The organism is Stenotrophomonas sp. PA-6-5C, from assembly GCF_021605635.1.
GTDB classification, from domain to species: Bacteria; Pseudomonadota; Gammaproteobacteria; order Xanthomonadales; family Xanthomonadaceae; genus Stenotrophomonas; species Stenotrophomonas lactitubi.
The window spans coordinates 1-20,666 of record NZ_WKEE01000035.1 but is presented as its reverse complement, the minus strand read 5'-3'; the positions used below and the strand labels follow the sequence as shown (position 1 = coordinate 20,666).

General features: G+C 64.4%; 24 protein-coding genes. 9 read left to right on the top strand and 15 right to left on the bottom strand.

What is annotated here, in order from left to right:
• The first annotated feature begins 61 nt into the window (after positions 1-61).
• Positions 62-703: a glutathione S-transferase family protein gene (locus tag GIW57_RS15045; protein WP_236511804.1), complete on the top strand. Its 642-nt coding sequence runs from the start codon at positions 62-64 to the stop codon at positions 701-703.
• A 170-nt stretch (positions 704-873) separates the two neighbouring features.
• Complete coding sequence (locus GIW57_RS15040) at positions 874-1,194, top strand: hypothetical protein (protein ID WP_132824043.1); 321 nt, start codon at positions 874-876, stop codon at positions 1,192-1,194.
• Between the two features lie 19 nt (positions 1,195-1,213).
• On the opposite strand, the gene GIW57_RS15035 is transcribed toward GIW57_RS15040, so the two are convergent.
• From GIW57_RS15035 to dsbD, 8 genes are all read right to left on the bottom strand, one after another.
• Positions 1,214-1,960, bottom strand: coding sequence for a hypothetical protein (locus tag GIW57_RS15035; RefSeq protein ID WP_236511802.1), 747 nt, complete (start codon positions 1,958-1,960; stop codon positions 1,214-1,216).
• 67 nt (positions 1,961-2,027) lie between these two features.
• Complete coding sequence (locus tag GIW57_RS15030) at positions 2,028-2,726, bottom strand: hypothetical protein (protein WP_236511800.1); 699 nt, start codon at positions 2,724-2,726, stop codon at positions 2,028-2,030.
• 51 nt (positions 2,727-2,777) lie between these two features.
• Complete coding sequence (locus tag GIW57_RS15025; RefSeq protein WP_236511798.1) at positions 2,778-3,713, bottom strand: DUF932 domain-containing protein; 936 nt, start codon at positions 3,711-3,713, stop codon at positions 2,778-2,780.
• Between the two features lie 437 nt (positions 3,714-4,150).
• Positions 4,151-5,245: a dsDNA nuclease domain-containing protein gene (locus tag GIW57_RS15020; protein WP_236511796.1), complete on the bottom strand. Its 1,095-nt coding sequence runs from the start codon at positions 5,243-5,245 to the stop codon at positions 4,151-4,153.
• A 642-nt stretch (positions 5,246-5,887) separates the two neighbouring features.
• Positions 5,888-6,394: a DsrE family protein gene (locus GIW57_RS15015; RefSeq protein ID WP_157804512.1), complete on the bottom strand. Its 507-nt coding sequence runs from the start codon at positions 6,392-6,394 to the stop codon at positions 5,888-5,890.
• 41 nt (positions 6,395-6,435) lie between these two features.
• Positions 6,436-7,266: a thiol:disulfide interchange protein DsbG gene (dsbG, locus tag GIW57_RS15010; protein ID WP_100441019.1), complete on the bottom strand. Its 831-nt coding sequence runs from the start codon at positions 7,264-7,266 to the stop codon at positions 6,436-6,438.
• Complete coding sequence (locus tag GIW57_RS15005; protein ID WP_100441020.1) at positions 7,266-8,117, bottom strand: TlpA disulfide reductase family protein; 852 nt, start codon at positions 8,115-8,117, stop codon at positions 7,266-7,268. Before GIW57_RS15005 ends, dsbG begins: the two co-directional genes overlap by 1 nt.
• Complete coding sequence (gene dsbD / locus GIW57_RS15000) at positions 8,117-10,072, bottom strand: protein-disulfide reductase DsbD (RefSeq protein ID WP_236511795.1); 1,956 nt, start codon at positions 10,070-10,072, stop codon at positions 8,117-8,119. Before dsbD ends, GIW57_RS15005 begins: the two co-directional genes overlap by 1 nt.
• A gap of 153 nt (positions 10,073-10,225) precedes the next feature.
• Here dsbD and GIW57_RS14995 point away from each other — a divergent pair, with 153 nt between their 5' ends.
• Both GIW57_RS14995 and GIW57_RS14990 read left to right on the top strand, forming a co-directional pair.
• A complete protein-coding gene (locus tag GIW57_RS14995; protein ID WP_100441021.1) occupies positions 10,226-10,891 on the top strand; it encodes a response regulator in 666 nt (221 codons plus the stop codon).
• A complete protein-coding gene (locus GIW57_RS14990) occupies positions 10,888-12,216 on the top strand; it encodes an ATP-binding protein (RefSeq protein ID WP_100441022.1) in 1,329 nt (442 codons plus the stop codon). Before GIW57_RS14995 ends, GIW57_RS14990 begins: the two co-directional genes overlap by 4 nt.
• A gap of 39 nt (positions 12,217-12,255) precedes the next feature.
• On the opposite strand, the gene GIW57_RS14985 is transcribed toward GIW57_RS14990, so the two are convergent.
• The 4 genes from GIW57_RS14985 to GIW57_RS14970 are packed head-to-tail and all read right to left on the bottom strand — an operon-like array spanning position 12,256 to position 14,590.
• Complete coding sequence (locus tag GIW57_RS14985) at positions 12,256-13,020, bottom strand: MBL fold metallo-hydrolase (RefSeq protein WP_236511794.1); 765 nt, start codon at positions 13,018-13,020, stop codon at positions 12,256-12,258.
• Complete coding sequence (locus GIW57_RS14980) at positions 13,017-13,457, bottom strand: sulfur transferase domain-containing protein (protein ID WP_236511792.1); 441 nt, start codon at positions 13,455-13,457, stop codon at positions 13,017-13,019. Before GIW57_RS14980 ends, GIW57_RS14985 begins: the two co-directional genes overlap by 4 nt.
• A gap of 36 nt (positions 13,458-13,493) precedes the next feature.
• Positions 13,494-14,279, bottom strand: coding sequence for a sulfite exporter TauE/SafE family protein (locus GIW57_RS14975; protein WP_024890245.1), 786 nt, complete (start codon positions 14,277-14,279; stop codon positions 13,494-13,496).
• The gene (locus GIW57_RS14970; RefSeq protein WP_043689608.1) at positions 14,276-14,590 is read right to left on the bottom strand and encodes a metalloregulator ArsR/SmtB family transcription factor; all 315 of its coding nucleotides are present in this window, start codon (positions 14,588-14,590) and stop codon (positions 14,276-14,278) included. Before GIW57_RS14970 ends, GIW57_RS14975 begins: the two co-directional genes overlap by 4 nt.
• A gap of 117 nt (positions 14,591-14,707) precedes the next feature.
• Here GIW57_RS14970 and GIW57_RS14965 point away from each other — a divergent pair, with 117 nt between their 5' ends.
• The 5 genes from GIW57_RS14965 to GIW57_RS14945 all read left to right on the top strand — a co-directional run bounded on the left by GIW57_RS14965 (position 14,708) and on the right by GIW57_RS14945 (position 17,402).
• Entirely contained in the window at positions 14,708-15,580 is an 873-nt protein-coding gene (locus tag GIW57_RS14965; protein ID WP_236511790.1) for an MBL fold metallo-hydrolase, read from the top strand.
• The gene (locus GIW57_RS14960; RefSeq protein WP_236511788.1) at positions 15,577-15,993 is read left to right on the top strand and encodes a YeeE/YedE family protein; all 417 of its coding nucleotides are present in this window, start codon (positions 15,577-15,579) and stop codon (positions 15,991-15,993) included. Before GIW57_RS14965 ends, GIW57_RS14960 begins: the two co-directional genes overlap by 4 nt.
• A complete protein-coding gene (locus GIW57_RS14955) occupies positions 15,993-16,409 on the top strand; it encodes a DUF6691 family protein (protein ID WP_024890249.1) in 417 nt (138 codons plus the stop codon). Before GIW57_RS14960 ends, GIW57_RS14955 begins: the two co-directional genes overlap by 1 nt.
• Positions 16,410-16,418: 9 nt before the next feature.
• Positions 16,419-16,958 (top strand): sulfur transferase domain-containing protein, encoded by a 540-nt coding sequence (locus GIW57_RS14950; RefSeq protein WP_100441027.1) that lies wholly within the window; start codon positions 16,419-16,421, stop codon positions 16,956-16,958.
• 249 nt (positions 16,959-17,207) lie between these two features.
• Positions 17,208-17,402, top strand: coding sequence for a hypothetical protein (locus GIW57_RS14945; protein ID WP_198551474.1), 195 nt, complete (start codon positions 17,208-17,210; stop codon positions 17,400-17,402).
• A 180-nt stretch (positions 17,403-17,582) separates the two neighbouring features.
• On the opposite strand, the gene GIW57_RS14940 is transcribed toward GIW57_RS14945, so the two are convergent.
• The 3 genes from GIW57_RS14940 to GIW57_RS14930 form a co-directional block, all read right to left on the bottom strand.
• Complete coding sequence (locus tag GIW57_RS14940; protein ID WP_236511787.1) at positions 17,583-19,019, bottom strand: IS1182 family transposase; 1,437 nt, start codon at positions 19,017-19,019, stop codon at positions 17,583-17,585.
• 99 nt (positions 19,020-19,118) lie between these two features.
• Complete coding sequence (locus GIW57_RS14935) at positions 19,119-19,628, bottom strand: hypothetical protein (protein ID WP_236511785.1); 510 nt, start codon at positions 19,626-19,628, stop codon at positions 19,119-19,121.
• 303 nt (positions 19,629-19,931) lie between these two features.
• Positions 19,932-20,666: IS3 family transposase (locus GIW57_RS14930; protein WP_236511783.1), on the bottom strand; the 735-nt coding region annotated here is incomplete at its 5' end.

The following is a 20,666-nucleotide window of genomic DNA, read 5'->3' as shown; positions in this document are numbered from 1 at the left end:
CTCGCACGTCGATGAAAGGAAGGCCGGCCAGCGAGGTCGGCTATCGCCGATGGACATCCCGATGACCCCGATCCTGACCGCATTCAAGCACTCCCCGGACCGTGGCCAGGGCCTGGCCCGCGACATGCGCGTGCGCTGGGCGCTGGAAGAACTGGGCGTGGGGTACGACGTCCATCTGCTCTCTTTCGAGGAAATGAAGCAACCGGCGCACCTGGCACGGCATCCCTTCGGGCAGATTCCCACCTACGAGGATGGCGAACTTGTATTGTTTGAATCAGGCGCGATTGTCCTGCACCTGGCCGGACAGCACCCCGGGTTGCTGCCCGCCGATGCGAGCGCGCGCATGCGTGCGATCACCTGGATGTTCGCCGCACTGAACACCGTGGAGCCGCCGATCGTCGAACGCTCCATGGCCTGGGTGCTGGAACGCGATCAGCCCTGGTATGCGCAGCGGCTGGTGATGCTGGACGAGCGCGTGCGCAGGCGCCTGGGTGAGCTGTCCGCGCGGCTGGGCGATGCACCGTGGCTGGACGGAGACTTCAGCGCCGGCGACCTGTTGATGGTGTCGGTGCTACTGCGGCTGCACAGCAGCGGCATCGTCGATGACTTTCCCGTGTTGGCCGCCTACATCGCCCGCGCGACGCAGCGGCCCGCCTACCAGCGCGCCTTCGCCGCGCAGCTGGCGGTGTTCCAGAACCCGTAGCTCCACGCTGCTCCCAGTAGCTCCACGCCATGCGTGGAGAACGCCATCTGCCCACTGCAACCATTCCCCGGCGGATGGTGAACACCCCGTAAAACAGACGTCGCGCGTGCTCACACGTGCGCTGCACCATCACCTACGCTCGGGTTCCGCCCCCCGCCCGGAACCGGATCATGCCTTTGATTGCCTTCGCGCTTGCCTCAGCACTGTCCGCCCTGCCCGACATCGGCTGGGAGCGCGAGCGGGCAGAAGATGCCCACCAGCTCATGCTGTGCCAGATCCACCGTGACCAGCTGGCCGATCGCGGAGAGAAGTCGCAGACCTACCAGCAGGCCAAGGCCGTCTGTGATCTGCTCGCCCGCGAGTACAAGCAGAACTGGGATTTCGACGCCCACGATGCGCTGGCTGCGGAGGCAGTGGATTTCTTCGACCTGCTGCAGCGCGGTGAGGCCACTGCCGTGCCACCGGGCAAGGCCGATCACGTTCTCGAGTGATCGCCGCCCTGTTGAACGATCAGAGGATGACGGCGGCAAACAGGCCGACCAGCCCTATCGTCGTCAGCAGGAACGAGACCACAACCGAACCAAGCGCACGCAGTGCTGATCCGCCATTCAAGGCTACGAAGGCCCGCATGCGGGCCCACAGGTACCACGCCACCGCCAGAACGCCGATGGCGGGCGCGGTGAACGGGCCGGCCTGCATCGGCGAAGCGGCTGCCGCCTGCGCCAGTGCGAGTGCCACCACGAAGGGGCATGCGATGAACGCCTGGATGGAGAAAGGCTCGCGCAGCGTCTCGCGGTTCACGGGCAGCCGCTGGCGCCGAAGCGTGCCAAGCGCCGCGCCAAGTGCGTACACGCAGAACACGGCAGAGCGGGTGAGCAGCAACCCCTGCTCGCTGCTGAAAAGCAGCTGCCCCACCGGCGTACTGAGCCTGGGCGAAGACATGCGCAGCGCCATCTCCAGCGCATGGGCGATGGCCACCGACAGGATCAGCATCAGCACCGGGCTGATCGCATCGGAGAACCTGTGCTCCAGATCCTTGCCGAGCTCGCGGCGGGTGTAGAGCGCGACCTCACCGGGGTGAATCAGTACCCGCCAGAACATCCGCGGATAGAACACCAGCCAGCCGACCAGCTCGTAGAGGAATTCTTCCAGCGATCGCAGCAGTCGTATGAGGTCCATGACCGCCGTGGATAACGGGGCGGCCTCGCTCCTTATCCCCCTGCCGAAAGGCCGATTTGAGGGAACAACCGATTGCACGACGTGCGATTCTGCTACAAGTGCCGCAAATCGCCCCCAGCGCAGGCCTACCGGCACGCCGCTAGGGTCATGGCACTGACCCACCAACCCATCGTAGCCCCCACGGCAGGTCAGGCCGAATCGCTCTCGCCATTTCGACGTACCGAAACGTATTGAGCCTTCTCCTGCGGTGACATTCCTCGAATCCTCGCCGGTCCGAGATGGCGTTCAGCCCTTCTATCAGCGCCCTGCTCCTTGAGCGTCCGGTGATCGACCCTCGCAGCATGCCCGTTGATCTCAAGATGCTGATTGATGGTGTCCGCCACCGACTTTCGCATCGCGATGACCTCGTCCCTGAGCTGCATGCGATTGCGTCCTCCACTGGCTTTCCTGCGACCGCCATCCTCCGGTCGCTTACTGTTGTACCGAGTGAAGAAGCGATCTGAAGATCGCTCGACTCCATCATCCTCCGGCTGGTCTCCCCGTTGCCGACACACACCGGCCTGCCGGTCGTCCGGTCAAAGAGCGAATAGTCCGCGCGCAGGTTCAAGCCGGGATCGTTGAAGAGCAGGCAAACCGGAATCGAACGCAGCTTGCCGCCGGACTCCTTGCGCAACGTTTCATCCAGCGGATGCAAAATCCAGCCTTCCCGATTCTGGACCTGGCTCGTCAGAGTGAACTGGTCATCCTTCTCCGGCAGGCGTTTGCCGTTGCGCTCGACCACGCGGCCGATTGAGATCCGCCCGATCACGGGCGGTGTGATCGCCAAGCCTTTCAGCATGATCATGCTCCTTCGTTCTGGTTGGGGACGATCCGGAACCGCCGGGATCCGGGACGCTCAACGGTGAAACCGACCACGAGATCCGGGTGAGCCTCGGTCAACCTCTTGAGGTCGACGCTCGTGCCGTCCTTGGAGCGCCGGTAGGTGATCTCGCCGGTCGGGAAGATCGCCCGGGAGGCATCCCCCATCGACTGCTCCAGCTGCTGGCGCATCTGCTCTGCCTGCTCCGTCGTACAAGGCCCGGGCCACCGTGAACGCCTGTTCGTTGACCGCCACCCCTTGCCCGTCCGGGTTGGGGTAGGTCAGCACCCGGCGCAGGAGCCCATCCACCGAGTCGGGGTCCACCGGGCACTCGACCAGGGCCTTCATCCGGGCCACGAACGAATCCCAGGTTGACACGGTGATACCCAACTGACGCTTCACCACCTCCGGATCGAACTGGCTGCGATGTGGCACCTTGACGGCCCCCGCGTTGCTGCCGAGAGCGATAGCGAGCGTGTTGTTGCACACGACCCGCACCGAGGTGAACTGGGCGGTGGTGGCCAGCGTCCCGTCGCAGGCCGTGGCCAGCAACAGGTAACCATCGACGCGATCCTTGCGCTTCAGCAACGTGCTCTGCCCCGTCTTGGCCAAGGCCCAGAACTTGCGGCCTTCGCGCAACACACCAGCAGTTTCCAACTCGAAGCCGCCGACTTCGGTCAAATCGCGATAGAACTCCAGGATCTCGCCCGGCTGGACCACCTTGTATCGCTTGGACACGACCGACAAAGGCGCGTGCGTGTCAGACCGGTACAGGACCTTCTGTTCCGGGAAGGCGTTGATGGCACCGATCCCGTTCTTGCCGACCACGTAGCGGACCTCGGACTCTTCGATCGACCAGTCCATCCCGGCCTCGCGCTTCCAAACATCGATTGGCTGTTGTGGCGCCAGTTTGTGACCGAGGCCGTGCCACGGCCGCTCGCCGGCGTAGGCCATTGCTTCAACCAGGTGCATCGTCTCTTCTCCTTAATCTCGGGCATAAACGCACAAGGCCCGGCGGTTGCCGGGCCTTGTGGTCTGTCACGGGTTGGATCACGGGAACTTCGGGGCTTTAGAGTGGAAGCATCTGGCAACGCTCACCAGAGCTGCTGCGACTACTACAAGGACGCAGTAGATCGCCTCCGACCTGTCGCTCATAGGGAATCCATGATGAAGGCGCACAGGAAGCGCTGTGCCCTTGCGCAAAGCCAGAACCTACTGGCTTCAACGGGGTGATATGTGGGTGAGATTCTTTTGAATCGAGTTCTGATGCGTTGTTAAACGCGCTCGACCGAAGGTGCGATCCCTGAGCCTCTGTGTCACGATTCTTGTTGTGGGGTAACCGGCCGGCCCACGCCGAGTGCGGACGTCCGCCCCCGCTCATGACACGAAGCGGAGGTGCCAATCATCAGCTACGTCGCCCACCTCTGTTCAGGGCTTGGAGCTTTGAGCCGGGAAGCGCTGATGGTTTGTTTGACCAAGCTGTCCATAAGGTCTCTCAGCGGCAGGCTGCTGGCGTCCGGGGTAAGGTGAGGTAACTGGGTCGCAAACGCCGCGACGCAGGCTTTCAGTTGATCATTGGTCCGATCTACGGCGTGAGCCAAGACCGTGGTTCGTTCGGCTTTGATCTGTTTCAGAGCCAAGAATGGGTAGCCCGCCGCAGCGAGCTGTTGAAGCGCATCATCGAGCCTTTCGGAGGCGCGGTGCGTGGTTCCGGCGGCTTCGGAGAGCGCTTGAATCGCGTCAGCCCTGGAGAGGACGCGGCTCTTCAGGTCGTGAATAGTTGCAGCGTAACTGGTATGCGACGCCTTCGATTGAAGCACCGACGCCAGATAGCGAGCCGCGACGGTCGGATTGGGAAGATCAAACGGGATCTTGCCGGCAGCGCTCAGGGCGGCCAGCTTTCCGGCCAAGAACAGGTACTGCTCGCCCAGCGGAAGGTTGGTACGGTGGAGCATCCAGTCGTTGAGGTCGACCTCGGCCGGTCCGACGGCCAGCTGTTTGGCGACTTTTTCCCGGATCTCGGCCTGTTCTGCTGGTGTCAGGCTGGTGAGCTGACAATCAGAGGCGGACATACCGGCAGCAATTTTGACCGCTAGATTGGACACGAAGCGCAGCTTCGCGGGATGGCCGGCGAATTCGGTTCGCCGTTTGTGGAGCTTGGCCAGGATTGAGGGGTCGTGCGGCTTGCTCTTTCTCTTGGGGCCCTGCCGATGGAGATCTTTCAGACCCCAGCCACCCGCCTGCTCGTTCTTCTTGATTTGGCAGAACTCGACGGACATAGGACTCAGCGCGGAGTCCAGGATGGCCACGTCTTCTTTGACTTCCATGCCCACGGCGAAGTCGGCCTCGAACTCCAGCAACTCCGCAATGACCAGTGCGCCCCACCACTGCTGGAAGGTAAATCCTAGCGTCGCATTTGCGCCGGTCTTCTCATCGCCGGGGGCGTCCCCCAGCAGTGCTTCAAGCGCCTTTGGGAGTGGCGCGCTCCCGTCCTTAAGTGCCATGACAGCCCTAGCTTTCCCTTGGAGCCAAGCCTACATCAAGCCATGAGTGTCTTCGACCACCTGGCGAAATGGGCGATGGGCGGCTCTGACCCACTTCTACCTCAGATTGTTGCGATGCGGTTGCGACGGATCGGATGGCAGTGCCCCCGCTTACAGCAGTAAGGAGGAAATGGACATTGCCGTGGACTTCCAGTCGTTGCCAAAGGAGGCCTGCCACCACCCGGGGGGGGGCTAGAATCGCCTGAACTCGCTGCACAGGGTCTTAGCTTTGTCAGACCTTTGTAGCTGCACGAGTTGGGAGTAAAAAAGTGACCGCCTTGTTCACCTCAAACCTCGCCTTCCGAGGCTGCCTTCCCCGTGTGACGAGACCGAGGGGGTGGGGGTTTAAGAGGTCGCACAAGGTCCGCTATCGACCCAAAGCGGACATCGATAGCTTCAAGTCTCCCTCGGGGCCGACTGGTCTCGTGATCATCGCTCCGATCGCATGCCGAGAAGCGGTCCAGGAGCCGACCCTGGAGCAACTAGCCGGCGACGCCCCCCTCAGTGACTGCCGACGAACTCCTATTGCGGAAGGCACCGAGATCGGTGTCCGGAGACCATCGCTGGGCACAGTCGATTCAGCCAGCGGCGTCTGCTGCTGGTTCACAGCGGAACCAGCGCATAGCCTTGCTGCTGCAGCGTGATGATGCTGGTCAACGCCGAAAGCGATATTGCGATGCTGGGTGCCAGCGAGTTGCTGTCCAGCTGCCGGGAGTGCAAGGCCTGGCCGCACACGAACATTTGCACTCCCGCCGCCGACAGTTGCGCGATCAGCCCGAGGTTCGGGTTAGCGACCCCATGGCGGACGCGGTACGCGGGATCAGCCAGCGCTGAATCCGTTGCTCCTTCGCTGAGCAGCACGACGAAGTCCAACTGCTTCTTCGTCACTCCGCTTGCCTTGAGGAGGTTGACGGCGCGCGCGACCCGCTCCAAGCCCGGATCCGTCGCAGCGGGTGAAGCCGGCGCCACGGTCAGGCTGAATACCGCCCGCCGGCGCATTTTCGGGTCGGGTTGGTGGGCGGCGTCCGGCAGGACGATCGCTTTGCCATGCATGGCGATAGTGTGGGCGGGAGACGTCGCCGGCGTCGCCGCCTGCGCGAAGTAGGTCATGCCCGCCAGCACCAGGCCCAATAGCAAGGATGTGCCCCGCATCAGCGCGGTCCGAGCACGGTGGCCAGGTCATCTGGTGCCGGCATGCCGGCTCGGCGCTGGACCGTGCCGTTGTCGTCGCGGAACAGGATGCCCGGCGTGCCTTGGAACCCTAGTTGGACCATCAGTCTTTGGTTCGCATCGAGGGTGGCGCGCACATTGGCGGGCACGGAGGCCGCCGGCTTGATGCCGCCTGAGCTGTAGCTGGTTTCATTGCGACGGAGCGCCTCCGACGGCGAGCTGGCGGTCATGATCGTGGCAACCTTGTTGGCGCTGTCCGGACGGATCACACCGACCATGATGTGCCGCAGTTGCACCTTGCCCGAATCCACCCACGGCCGCGCTGCACTCCAGAACTTGTTGCAGAACGGGCAGTTCGGGTCGCTGAACGTGTAGATCACGCGGGGCGCATCTGCCTTTCCGTCGGCGATCCATTCGCTCGCCTCCAGCAGTGCCCAGGTGCGGGCCGACATCGGACCGGCGACAAGTCGCTGCAGCGCCTCGGCGCCGATGTCCTCGCCCTTTGCATTGATCAGCGTCCCAACGACGGCATGTTCGCCTTCGTTGGTCGCGTATACCGCCACGGGCTGCTGGCCTGCGACGCCTGCAAAGCCGCGAAGACCCGATGGGGCGTCGAACTCGCCGAGCACTTCGAAACCCTGGGCTTCAATGGCTTCGATCACCGCGGGCCTTTCAGTCTCCGGGTTGCTGGTGGCGTTCGTTGGGACAGCCGGTGCGGTGGAAACCGACTTTTCCTCGGCGGCCTGACTGCAACCGGTGGCGAGCAGCAGGGCGGACGAAAGCAGTATTGCAGTGGGGTTCACTCGTGCCATCACGGCACCTCCTTGGTTGGAAGGGTTGGGGGACTCGATGAGGGCGCAGCACCGAAGCGCCGCAGCTTTACGGCAAGGCTCGCATTCGAGAGTTCGCCCATGTGGGTGTCCACAAGCCGGCCGTCGGCATCGAAGAACAGCGTCGTTGGCAGGCCGCGCGAGCCGGACTCCTGCATTACGGACGAGAATGGATCGAGCAGCACATTGCTCAGTTGCAGGTGACTCTCGCGCAGGTAGTCACGGATCTCCGATTCGGATTCCCCCTGATTGACGAAGACGAACGTCACGTCGCCGCGTTCTTCCTGCGCCTTGGCCAGGACCGGCATTTCGCGGCGACACGGCGGGCACCACGTCGCCCACAGGTTCACGACCATCGGCTCGCCGGTCATCGCCGAAAGCTTCGTGCTGCCGCCGTCGAGCGTGCTCAGTTCGGTCGCCGGCAGTTTCACCACCGACTGCTGCATCAACAGCAGCGCGCCACCGAGAACGGCCCAGGAAGCCAGCCCTGCGATCGCACCGAACAGCAGCGGACGTCGCAGCGCGGGAGCGTTTCGCGCTCGCCATGCGCCGAATGCGAGGCCCGCGAGCACGCCCGCCCAGATCGAGAAGCCGCCGTCGCCGATGCGGACAATTGACCACGGATCCGCGAGGTACTGCGGCCACCATGCGAGCACGAAGGCTAGCCGCGCCGCGAGCACGCCGACCATCAGCATGTCGAGGAACGTCGAAAGCGGCTTGATCGCGGGTTGCCCGGGCAAGGGCACAACGAACTGCCGGGCGACCAGTGCGGCAATCGCGAGTGCGACCAGCAGCACCACCAGGGACATGGGAAACGGGCCAAGACTGACCATCATTGCGCTCCTTGCTGGACGCGCTGCAGGCGGGCCAGGAATGCTTCGGGGGTGATCTCGCCCACCGTGCGCTCGGCGCGGTGTTCTTGGCCGTCGGGTCCGATGAGCAGCAACGTCGGCGGACCGGCCACCTGCCATGCCTTCATCAATGCCCGATCGGCCACATCGTTGGCGGTGACGTCGGGCCTCACGACCTGCATGCCGGCGAGCATCGATGCCACCTGCGGATCACCGAACACTTCCCGTTCGATGACATGGCAGGAAACGCACCAGTCGGCGTAGAAATCGACCAGCGTCCATTGGCCTCGCGCACCGGCTTCGGCGATGCGACGTGAAAGGTCGTCGGCCGTCTTGGCTTGGACGAAGGCGACCGTCGGCGCGGCTGTCTGCGCACTCGCATCGCCGGCACCGAGTCGTTCCAGGGGGCGCCACGGATCGCCGGAGCCGCTGGCACCGCCAATCATGAGTGCCAGTGCCCAGACCGCCGACGCGGCTGCAAAATAGCGCGGCAGCCACAGGCGCAGCGGGCCGCTTGCAGGCGGTGCGACCAGGGCCAGGAAACCCGCCGCCACGCCGAGCAGCCAGGCGCCCCATAGCACCAGCGCCGTCGCCGGTGCCAGCACCCGCGCCAGCATCGATATCGCCAACGCCAGCAGGACGTAGCCGAAGACCGCCTTGACGCGATCCATCCACGCGCCGGGGCGCGGCAGGATGCGTGCGCCGAACACCGCAATCGCGAGCAGGGGCAATCCCATGCCCAGCCCAAGCGCGAACAGCGCCAGGCCGCCGGTCAGCGCGCTGCCGGACTGGCTGATGTAGAGCAGCGCGCCGGCAAGTGGCGCAGTCATGCACGGTCCCACCAGCAGCGCGGACAGGAACCCGAGCGCGGCGGCGCCAGCGAGCGTGCCGCCGCGCTGCTGGCGACCGGCGCGATCCAGGCGGTTGCCGAGCCACGCCGGCAACTGCAGCTCGAACGCACCGAACATCGACAGCGCAAGCACCACGAACACCGCCGCGAAGGCGCCCAACAGCCACGGGTTCTGCAAGGCCGCCTGCAGGTTGGCACCGGCGATCCCGGCGGCCACGCCGAGCGCGGCGTAGGTCAACGCCATCGGCAGAACGTAGGCCACCGACAAGGCGAGCGCACGCCGCGTGGTCGGCTGTCCGCCAACGATCAGGCTGGAAACGATCGGGATCATCGGCAGCGTGCACGGCGTGAACGCGAGCAGCAGCCCCATGCCGAAGAACACCGCGACCGACGCGAACAGGCTGGCATCGGCGAGGCGGCTGGCGAAGCGCTGGTCCTCGCCGGCAACGGAAGGCGCCGGGGCGGCCTCCCTGATCGAGCCCGTGACGGATGATGCGCCGACGCCTGCCGAGTTTTGTGCGACGGAGGCCGCAGAGGGGGAGGTGGGCGGCTGCGGGGCGCTGTCGCTTGTCGCCTTTTCCGAGGGCGGCGTCGTCGCTGCGGTGTCCACAGCGGCATTGGTTGCCGGTGGCGTCTCGACCGATGGCAGATCGACCGGCATGGTCTGCGGCGGATAGCAGATGCCGGCATCTGCGCAGCCCTGCCAATGCAGCGTCGCCGAGCGTGCGTCGCCACCATTGACTATGATTTCGACAGTGTCATAATAGACCTCGGTGCGGCCGAAGAACTCGTCGGTTTTCGCCCTGCCGTTCGACAACTGCAGCGGCAACGCCTTGCCGCCGTCGAGAACAACGCTCAGGCGGTGTCGATAGAGGTAGTAGCCCGGCGCGATAGTGCCGCTCAGCCGGGTCGCGCCATCCTTCACGGCCGTTGCCTCGACCCTGAACACCTCGCTGACCTCGAGGAACTCGGGCTGCTGCTGCCCGCTCGGTGGTGCGAGCCAGCCTTGCGCCATCGCGGGCACGGGAACCGCCAACATCGGCAACATCAACAGGCTTAGCAACAACCGGCGCAGCAACAGCATCATTCAGTACTCCGGAGATCCAGGCCGGCCACGATGAAGGCGCGCGATTAAGTCACGATTAAAGGCCCCCCAGGCTGGAGCCATGACCCGGCGGTGGCGACGCCGGGTACCCTGCGCTAGGGTGCAGCGCGCATCTGGTTTCCGGAGTTGGCATCAATGAGGATCCTGGTCGTTGAGGACGACGAATTGATCGCCCGGGGCATAGTCTCCGGTCTTCGGGCTTTTGGAATGACAGCCGATCGCGTGGAGAGCGTCGCGCACGCCGAACTCGCGCGACAGACGACCCATTGCGACGCGATGGTGCTGGACCTTGGGCTGCCCGACGAGGACGGTATGCAGCTGCTGGTGCGCATGCGCCAGAGCGGTGATGAATTGCCGGTGCTGCTGCTGACCGCGCGCGATGCGGTGGAAGATCGCATCGCCGGCCTGCAAGGCGGCGCCGACGACTATCTGGTCAAACCGTTCGATCTCGGCGAGCTCGTGGCACGGCTGCACGCCTTGTCGAGGCGTGCCGCTGGCCGCAGCGTGAACCTAATCGAAGCCGGTTCACTGGCGCTGGATCCCGCCAGTGGGCAGGCTTGGCTCGACGGCATACCCGTCGACCTGTCGCGTCGCGAGACCGCACTGCTCGCCAGCCTGATGCAGGCAGGCGGGCGCTGCCTGTCCGGCGAACAGCTCAAGGACAGCCTGTACGGTTTCGAACAGGAGGTCGGCAGCAACGCAATCAACGTGCACATCCATCACCTGCGCCGGAAACTCGGTGCCGATGTCATTCAAACCGTGCGCGGACTCGGATATCGGTTCGGCAGGGCCGAGCCATGAGCCTGCGATTCCGCCTGGTGCTGACAATCGGCATCGCCTTGGCGGTGCTGTGGAGCGTGGCGGCGGCGTGGATGCTGCGTGACCTCGATCGCAACCTGCAGCATACCCTCGACGACCGGCTGGCGATGTCGGCACGCATGGTGTCCGGACTGCTGGCGCAGGGCGCGTTGGTGGGCGCCTCGCCGGTAGCGGCGGCTGATGCGGTGACCGTTGCCGGCAGTCGCGGGATGGCGTGCCAGATACGCTCGCTGCGTGGGGAGGTGATCGCCACCACCCAGGGCGCATCCAGCGCACTGATGGCGACCGACGCGCCGGGCTATCGCACGCGTGAGATCGAGGGTACGGCGTGGCGTACCTACACGCTGGAGGCGAACGGTTACAGCATTACCACTGCCGACAGTCTCGGTGAGCGTGCCGAACTGAGCCGCCAGATCGCGCTGGCGGCCGGGCTGCCGTTCCTGATTGCCGCGGTGGGTGGCTTGCTTGCGTTGTGGCTGGGCGCGGGCCGTGCGCTCGCGCCGCTCGATCGGCTGCGTCGCACGCTTGCGCAACGCCAGCCCGATGCCGACGAGCCCCTCGACGCGCAACCAATGCCGGGCGAACTCCGGCCATTGGTCGAATCCCTCAACCACCTGCTGCAGCGCGTTTCCGACGCGGTGTCACGAGAGCGCAGCTTCACCAACCATGCTGCGCACGAACTGCGCACACCCTTGACTGCGATCGACACTCACCTGCAGGTTGCGCGGCTGACTGGTGGCGAGGACTCACGACGTGCGCTGGCCGATGCCGGTGAAGGCGTGCAGCGTATGCGTGCGACGCTGGACCAGTTGCTGATGCTGGCGCGGGTCGAAGGACGGCTGCCGTTCGACGACGGACAGTGGATCACCGCCGCGCAGGTGGTGGAGCAGGCGGTGGCGGCCAGCAGTCCGGCGGCCAATGGCCGGGTCGTTGTCGTGGCTGGAAGCGGTAGTCAGGCGGTGCCGGCGGTGCCTCCCGCGCTGTCCGTGGCGGCGTTGCGCAACCTCGTCGACAACGCGTTGCGCTATTCGCCTCCGGGAAGTGCCGTAGACCTTGTTGCTGATGCCGATGCCACCACGGTACGGTTCCGTCTGACCGATCGTGGCGCTGGTCTCGAACCTGACGAGTACCGGCAGGCGACGCAACGGTTCTGGCGAGGACGCGCGACCGGCAGCGCAGGAGGCAGCGGGTTGGGGTTGACGATCGTCGAGGCAATCGCCGAGCGTCATGGCGGGTACGTGGTCTTGCGTCCCAGGGAGGGAGGTGGGACGGTCGCGGAGCTCGTCCTGCCGAGGCAGGACGGTTAGATTCGGCGGCCGTGGAATGCCTCCAACCCCCGACCCTCGCTAACCTTGGGGGCTTTCCGCCATTTCCTGACAGTACTGGCGAAGGTGCTCCGGCAGGTCCGGAGGACACTGCCCGCACGCCTTGTTACCCGGCACGGCATAGTCGATGAACTTCGGGTATGGCAGGTTCAGGTTTTCCATCAGCTCGATGAAATCCTCGAGCGTGCGTTCGGCGCCGAGCCGCGGGTTGCGCTGCTTCTCCTGCGCGATGCTCGATACCCACCGCCCCTGGTAGTCATGCGCCGGGTACACGAGCGTCTCGCCCGGGAGGCCGAACAGCCGACCGCGTACGCTCTCGTACAGTTCACGCGCGTCGCCGCTCTGGAAGTCCGTACGGCCGCAGCCGTCGATCAGCAGCGCGTCGCCGGTGAACACGCGGTCATTCATCACCAACGCGAAGTGGTTGTCGGTGTGGCCGGGCGTATGCATCGGGTCTATGCGCACGCCGCCGACCTGCAGGGGGACGCCGTCTTCCATCGGCACGTCGGTACAGGACAATGCATCGAGCGCGGGGGTAGCGATGCGGCTGCCTACCTCCCGCCGGAGCATCGACGCCGACGTGATGTGATCTGCATGAATGTGCGTGTCGATCGTCATGACGAGCTTCAGACCGAGCTCGTTGACTACCTGCAGGTCGCGCTGCCAGGCGGGCATCACCGGATCCACGAGGGCGGCTTCGCGCGTTTCGGGGCAGGCGATCAGATAGGTGTAGGTCGAAGACACCGGCTCGAAGAGCTGGCGGAAGATGGTGGCGGGACCGATCATGACCGGGCTCCTTCTTTTTCCGCGAGCGCCACTACGGCCGGCTCCAGCGTCGCCAGACCGGCCTCACGGCCGCGCTTGAGTGCCGCTTCCAGCGAGCAGCCGCGGTTAAGTGTCGCGTCAAGCGCGATCATTGCGCCCACGCGGTTGGAACTCGCGCAATGGATCAGGACCCCGCCTTCGCGGCGCGCATCGTCCAGCGTCTGGCCGAACTCGCGCACCCGGGCTCGGTCGAGATCGGCGGCGCCGGCGATCGGCAGCGACACGTAGTTCAGGCCGAGCCGGGCGGCCTCGGCGGCTTCGTCATATTCCGTGGGCTCGTCCGGGGCACGCAGGTTGATAACCGTGTGCACGCCCTCGCGCACGAGTTCGGCCAGATGCGCCGGCGTGGGCTGCCCACCGGCGTAGTGATCTTCAGCGAAGCGCCAGGGTGTGTTCATGGGAGCCTCCGGAACGTTTGCGGGGAAGAACGAAATTCAGATCCAGCCGAGTTCACTCGCGGTGCGGTACAGCATGTACACCGCGACGACGACGATCAGGCCGGCAAGCACCGTGTTGAGCACGCCCTTGCGGTCGCCCAGGCGTGTGGCGAGGCGGGCGCCAAACAGACTGCCGACCGCGCCGCCGCCGATGAACGCCACCGCAAGCGACCAGGCGACCAGTCCGGAGCTCGCGTAGCTCAATGCGGTGGTCAGTCCGAAGGCGGTAACGGCGAGCAGCGATGAACCGACCGCGAACAGGATCGGCATGCCGGTCGAGGCGATCAGGCCCGGTACTACCAGAAAGCCCCCTCCAATACCGAAGAAACCCGACAGGAGCCCGGTGACCGCGCCCGAACCCAGCAGCTTCGGCGCGTTGCCCCGATTGAGCACCACCGCCGGATCCCCTTCACTTCCGCGCGAGCGGAACATCATGCCGGCGACCACGAGCATCAGGAGCGCGAACAATGCAAGCAGCTGCTGCCCGTCCATGGCCTTGCCGAGCATCGCCCCGAACCACGCGCCCAGCACGCCGGCGATAGCGAACGCCGCGGCGCAACGCCACTTCACGTTGCGCTTGCGGGCATGGTTGGTCAGGCCGATAAGTGCGTTGGCCGCAACCGCAAGCGCGCTGGTGCCGATCGCCACATGCGGGTCGCGCACCCCGACGAGGTAGACCATGAGCGGGACCGCGAGAATGGAGCCGCCGCCACCGACCAGCCCGAGCGTGAAGCCGACGACGCCGCCGGAAATGACCCCCATCACTAACTGGAACGTGGTCATTGGACAGCCTCCTGGCTGCCACAGTAGGCGGCGTATAGCGTATCGAGCACGCTTGCAGCAGGGCCCTCGGCTAGCGCGTAGTAGATGGTCTGCGCCTCGCGACGCGTCGTGACGAGCTGCATCTCGCGCAGTACGGCCAGGTGCTGCGACAGGGCGGACATGCTGAGCCCGGTAATCGGCTGCAACTCTCCTACCGAAGCCTCGCCCTCGACCAGCTGGCACAGCACGAGCAGGCGTGCCGGATGGGCCAGTGCCTTCAACAGTGCGGCCGCTTCATTGGCATGCTGCGCCATCTGCTCGGTCGAGGGCATCGGACGTATCTTCTTTGATGAACGGGCCATGGCGGATGTAGTTTAGTAAGTTCTTGACAAGGACAGGTGACGAATGTAATGTAGCAGTACCTAAAGTACAGAGCAAGAAGCTGTCAAATGAATCCGCAGGTGCAGAGCTTTTACGACCCGGCCACGTTCACCTTCACCTACGTGGTCTACGATCGTGACGGCGGCCATGCCGCCATCGTCGACCCGGTGCTCGACTACGATCCCGCGAGTGCCCGCACCTCGACGGCCGCGGCCGACCGCGTGCTCGCGTTCGTGCGCGAGCATTCGCTGATCGTGGACTGGATCCTTGAAACCCATGCGCATGCCGATCACCTGACGTCCGCGGCATACCTCAAGCGCGAAACCGGCGCGAAGGTCGCGATCGGTCGCGGTATCACCCAGGTGCAGGAGCGCTTCAAGGCGCTGTTCGGCCTGGAGCCGGAGTTCGCCACCGACGGCCGTCAGTTCGATCGGCTGTTCGCTGATGGAGACACGTTCGCCATCGGGGAGCTCCAAACGCGTGCGATCGCGACACCCGGTCACACCGACGACAGTCTGACCTATCTCGTAGGTGACGCCGCGTTCGTGGGCGATACGGTGTTTGCCCCTGAAACGGGCACGGCGAGGGTGGACTTCCCAGGAGGCGACGCGCGCAAACTCTACCGGTCGATCCGCACCTTGTTCGATCTGCCCGCCGACACCCGCCTGTTCCTGTGCCACGACTACCCGCCGGCCGAGCGCGAGGCGCATCCGCAGAGCTCGCTCGACGAGCAGAAGCAGCGCAATGTGCATGTGGGCGGCGGGGCAGATGAGGAGACGTTCGTCAAAATGAGGACCGAACGGGATGCCAGACTGGCGGCGCCCAAGCTAATTCTGCCGGCGTTGCAGGTGAACATTCGCGCGGGCGAGCTGCCGCCGACGGACGCGAACGGCATCCGCTACCTGCGGCTGCCCCTGAACCAATTGGGAGGTGAGGCATGACCACGTGGATGATCGCCCTGGCAGGCGGAGTGTTGATCGGCCTGTCCGCGACCTTGTTGCTGTGGCTCAACGGACGGGTCGCGGGCGTCAGCGGCATCCTCAACGGCGTTCTGTTCCCGAAGGCAGGTGATGTGTCGTGGCGCGCCATGTTTTTGCTGGGCTTGATCGTCGCCGCGGGCCTATACATGGCACTCGTGCCCGGTGCACCACTGCCGCGGACGGACTATTCGCGCGTCGGGCTGGTAGTCGCTGGGCTGCTGGTGGGCTTCGGCACGCGCATGAGCAACGGCTGCACGAGCGGCCACGGCGTGTGTGGGCTCGGCCGACTGTCCATGCGCTCGCTGGCGGCCGTCCTGACCTTCATGGCCACGGCCATTGCAACCACCTTCCTTGTGCGCCACGTCTGGAGTTGATGATGAAGTTCTCGATTGCCGCGCTGCTGTCGGGTGCGCTGTTTGGTCTGGGGCTGGCAATGTCGGGCATGACCGACCCCCGCATCGTGCTCGGCTTCCTCGACGTGTTCGGAGATTTCGATCCGACGCTGGCGTTCGTCCTCGGCGGCGCCGTCACCACCACCGGGCTGCTGTTCCGCTTGGTGCTGCGCCGTGGCAGCCCGGTGCTCGCCGATACGTTCCAGCTGTCGAACCTGAAGCAGGTCGACCGCAAGCTGCTCGGCGGTGCGGCACTGTTCGGAATCGGCTGGGGTATCGCCGGCTACTGTCCAGGTCCTGCACTCGCGGGCCTGGGGATCGGCTCGGTCGAAGCGCTGTGGTTCATCCCGGCCATGCTGGCTGGCATCCTGTTGCACCGTGTCGTCAACCGCGCCTGAGGTTATGCCATGAAGCCTATTCCATTGCTCTTCCTTGTCGTTGCGCTCGCAGGCCCCGGCTGCGCCTCCGCCACGTACCCGACTGCACTGCCGACCGTTGCGGATGCGGTGTCACCTGCGCCGGGCATCGTGTCGGCGGGGCGGCTGGATGCCGACGACATCTCACGCGTGCGTGATGCTGGCATCCGCCACGTCATCGACCTCACCTTGGATGCGGAGACGCCAGATTTCGACGAGGCGGCAGCCGTCCGCGCGGCCGGCCTTCTGTACTCCAACCTGCCATTACGCGGTGCAGTGGATCTCACCCGTGAGAACGTGATGGCGTTTGATGCCATTGTTCGAGACGCGAAACGTCCGGTGCTCGTGCACTGTGCCAGCGGCAACCGTGTCGGTGCGATGGCAGCGCTCCGGGCCGCATGGGTGGACGGAAAGGAGGCCGATGAAGCGATCGCGATCGGAAGAACCTGGGGGCTCAAGGGTCTTGAGGAAGAGGTGCGCCGCAGGATCGAGGCCGACGCTTCCCAGGCCAGGAGCAAGGTCCCGGGCTAACGACCGCTGCGTGCCGGGTCCGGTCAGTGCCGGACTGCGTCCATGATCCGGTAAGCGTTCGCGCCGGCGACCTGCCGTTCTTCGTACCCGGCACCGAGGGCGTGCTGATACATCCGAAGGTAGCCCCCCAAGACGACGAGCACGTCATCACAAAGAACTATCCGAACTCGTTCCACAAGACGGACCTCAAGGAGACACTCGATTCCGACGGCATCGAATAAGTCACGGTTATTGGCCGATGAGCCACATGTGCATCGACGCGACAACTTGCGCCGCGGCTATTTTGGTTACAAGACAACGGTCGTGCACGACGCCTGCGCAACCCGCGAGCTCGAGTTCGATGGGAAGAGCGTGCCCGCCGAGCAAGTGCATACGGCCCTGATGTCAACGCTCGCATTCGGGTATGCGGAAGTCATTTCAGCCGACACCTATCTGGCCAAATGACATCTGTTGGGGCGTGCAGCGCGATTTGCTTGGCGGTAAGTCATCGGCCGCTCTCTCATCCCGGGCGTTGCTACGTGATGTCCGCTCTTGGCCGAGGCTGTGTAAAAACGTCTGACGGCTGATCGCAGGCGGGTCGCCGACGCCTTACCTGTGTTCGTGCGGACGATGGCATCGCGATTCTCAGGCCGCGATTGCCCTCAACATGCCAGGCATGCCGATGATCTTGATCATCCGCTTCATGTTGTAGGCCAGCACCGCCAAGCTGATCTCTGCTCTGACCTTCGGCAACGTCTTGGTCAGCAGTGGTGTGGTTCCCAGCCACGCCTTGAGGGTGCCGAAGACATGCTCGACAGTCTGCCGCCGCGCAACGGCGACTTGCGGCCTGGCGTCGAGCCGCAACTGCATCGCCTCAAGCACGTGTTCGTGCTCCCAGCGGCTGATCCGCCGGTAGCGCGCCGTCGTGCACTGGTCGCGCATCGAGCAGTCTGGACAGGCGGACGACCAATACTTGTGCAGCGTCAGGCCGTTTTCTTCGCTGGTAAAGCGATGCGTGGCGAGTTCGTCGGCTGGGCAACGGTAGGCATCGAGCGCTGGTTCGTAGATGAAGTCCCGCTTGTCGAAGCGCCCTTCGGCCTTGCTGTTCGAGGTCAGTGGCTTGAGTACGAGCGGGATGATGCCGGCTTGCTCGCAGGCCAGGATCTGCTGGGCGTTGTAGTAGCCGCGATCGGCCAGCGCGGTCAGGTGGTCGGTGCCCAGCGCAACTTTGGCCTTGAGCGCCATGGGCGCAAGCTGCGTCCGATCATGCCCGATGTTGGTGACCTCGTGGGCCACGATCAGATGATGCTCGGCATCGACCACGGCCTGCAGGTTGTAGCCCACCGTGCCGGTGGCACGACCAGTAGAGGTCATCGACCGTGCATCCGGGTCGGTCAGCGATATCTGGCTATCGGGCGCTTCCTGCAGTTCCTGCTCGGTACGATCAAGCGCTGCCATCTGCTCGCGCACCTTGGCCAGCTTGTCGCGCAGCTGAGGGATGCGTGCCTCGGGCAGTAGCACCGGGTCGCGATCGGCACGATCCAGCTCGGCCAGATAACGGGCTACGCTCTCATCGAGCTGGCTACGCCGAGCCTTGATCTTGCCGACGGTGAAGTTGCGATCGCGGCTATTGACCGCCTTGAACTTACTGCCATCGATCGCGACCACGGCATGCGAGAACACCTTCATCCTGCGGCACAACGCAGTGAAGCGACTGCACACTCCCACAATCGCGGCGCCGTTGTCCTTGCGGAAGTCGGCGATCGTCTTGAAGTCGGGCGCCAGCCGCCCCGTCAGCCAGATCACATCCAGGTTGCGCTGCGCCTCGCGTTCCAGCCGGCGACTGGACTGCACGCGGTTGAGGTAGCCGTAGATATAGATCTTGAGCAGCGCGGCCGGGTGATAGGCAGGTCGGCCACCGGCGGCGCGGCTGGCAGCCTCGAAGCCCAATGACCCGAGATCCAGTGCATCCACGAAGGCGTCGACGAGGCGAACCGGATTGTCCTGATGGACGTAATCCTCGAGCCGATCAGGTAGGAGAAGCGCCTGGGTCCGATCCACGCCATCGACGAATCGCTTCATGATCAGCACCAATCGAGGAGTGATTAGATATTGCCAGCGATGCTGGGGTTTTCACACAGCCTCGGCCGGGAGCGGACATGGAGATAGGGGAAGAGGCGGTCATTGTTCTCGCGGAACCGAGGGGTTGGTGGCTAGTGGCCCAAATACCTCATCTTTGATGTCCGCTATCTCCTTGATGGCCCGCTGGAGTTGTTGGCCCGTTGTTAGGAGCTGCGCGATGCTGACCTGTCTGGTCTGCAAGAACGCGTCATTCAGCGCTGCCTGATTGCTCCAGATCATTAGGTGCTCATCGAGAGGCTGCATGCCAGGAATCCCGGTAACAACTCCGTCACCGACACATTGAAATCGTCCTACCATGTCCAATGGGGTTCCGTCGCCAAGGCAATGGTCAATTAGCCGAAAGGTGGCGCCGACAAGTGCGACGAGTTCGTCCGATTTCACCCCATGGCCAAGCCGCGTGATAACTGGCGTCCAGCATCGCAGTTCCCATGCCGCTTGCGTTCCTTCGGCCAAATCGCCACAGGCGATCTGGCTAATCGTCTCCGCACGGTATCCAATCGCCGGCTGACCATTCTGTTCGTGAAGTACCAACGTTGCGAAGGTGCGCATGCATTGAACTCGCCTGGGGGATCAAAGTAACGGAAGGTCCTCTGTCAGAGTTTTCGGCGCTCGTCTCTAGCCGCGCGAATCCTGTCCAGTCAAGAATAACGCGGATCAGACGGCATCAAGAGCTATGTTTGAATCCTCGTTGGTAGGAAAGTAGTGCGCCAAGAACACGGCATCGCGTCCGACGTATAGGCGCGGGGATTCGCCCTGTGGTGGTTCGATCAGAAAGCCGCTTGCCATGATCAGTGCTCCGGCCCGTCGTCCGTAGAGACTTGCTTGCTTTCCGCGATTGCATACGGGAGGGTTCTACCCCGAAATCACGGACGGTTGTAAAAGGGTTGAGAACTTCTGGTCTTGCCTGGCCACCCTTCGTCGCATCCTCGGATTGTGGAACCGCTCGATGTATTCGAACACATCGGCCCGTGCGGCATCGAGCGTCGGGTAGGTCATGCGGTAGACCCGCTCGCGCTTGAGCAGGCCGAAGAAGCCTTCGCATGCTGCGTTGTCACCGCAATGGCCCACTGCGCTCATCGAGCACACCAGTCCGTTGGCCGCCAGGTAACGCTGGTAGTCGCCGCTTCGGAACTGGCTGCCACGGTCGGAGTGCAGGATCACCGGATGGCTGCCTTGGCGCTGCCAGACGGCCATCTGCACGGCCCGGATCACCATCTGCCGGTCCTGCCGGTGGTGCATCGACCAGCCCACGACCCGCTGGTCGAACAGGTCAAGCACGATGCACAGGTACAGCTTGCCCTGTCGGGTCTTGAGCTCGGTGATGTCGGTGACCCACTTGGTCTCCGGCTCCAGTGCGGTAAAGTCCCGCTCCAGCAGGTTGGGCGCGATCGCGGCAGTGGAACGCTGGCCGCGATCAATGGGCATGCCGCGCCGCCGCGGCCTTGCCCGCAGCGCTTGGATCCGCATCAGTCGTTCGATGCGGTGCAGGCCGCAGGGATAGCCTGCCTCCAGCACATCACGCCATACACGGCGTGCGCCGTAGGTGCGGTCACTATCGACGAAGCTCAGCCGCGCTTGCTGGCCGAG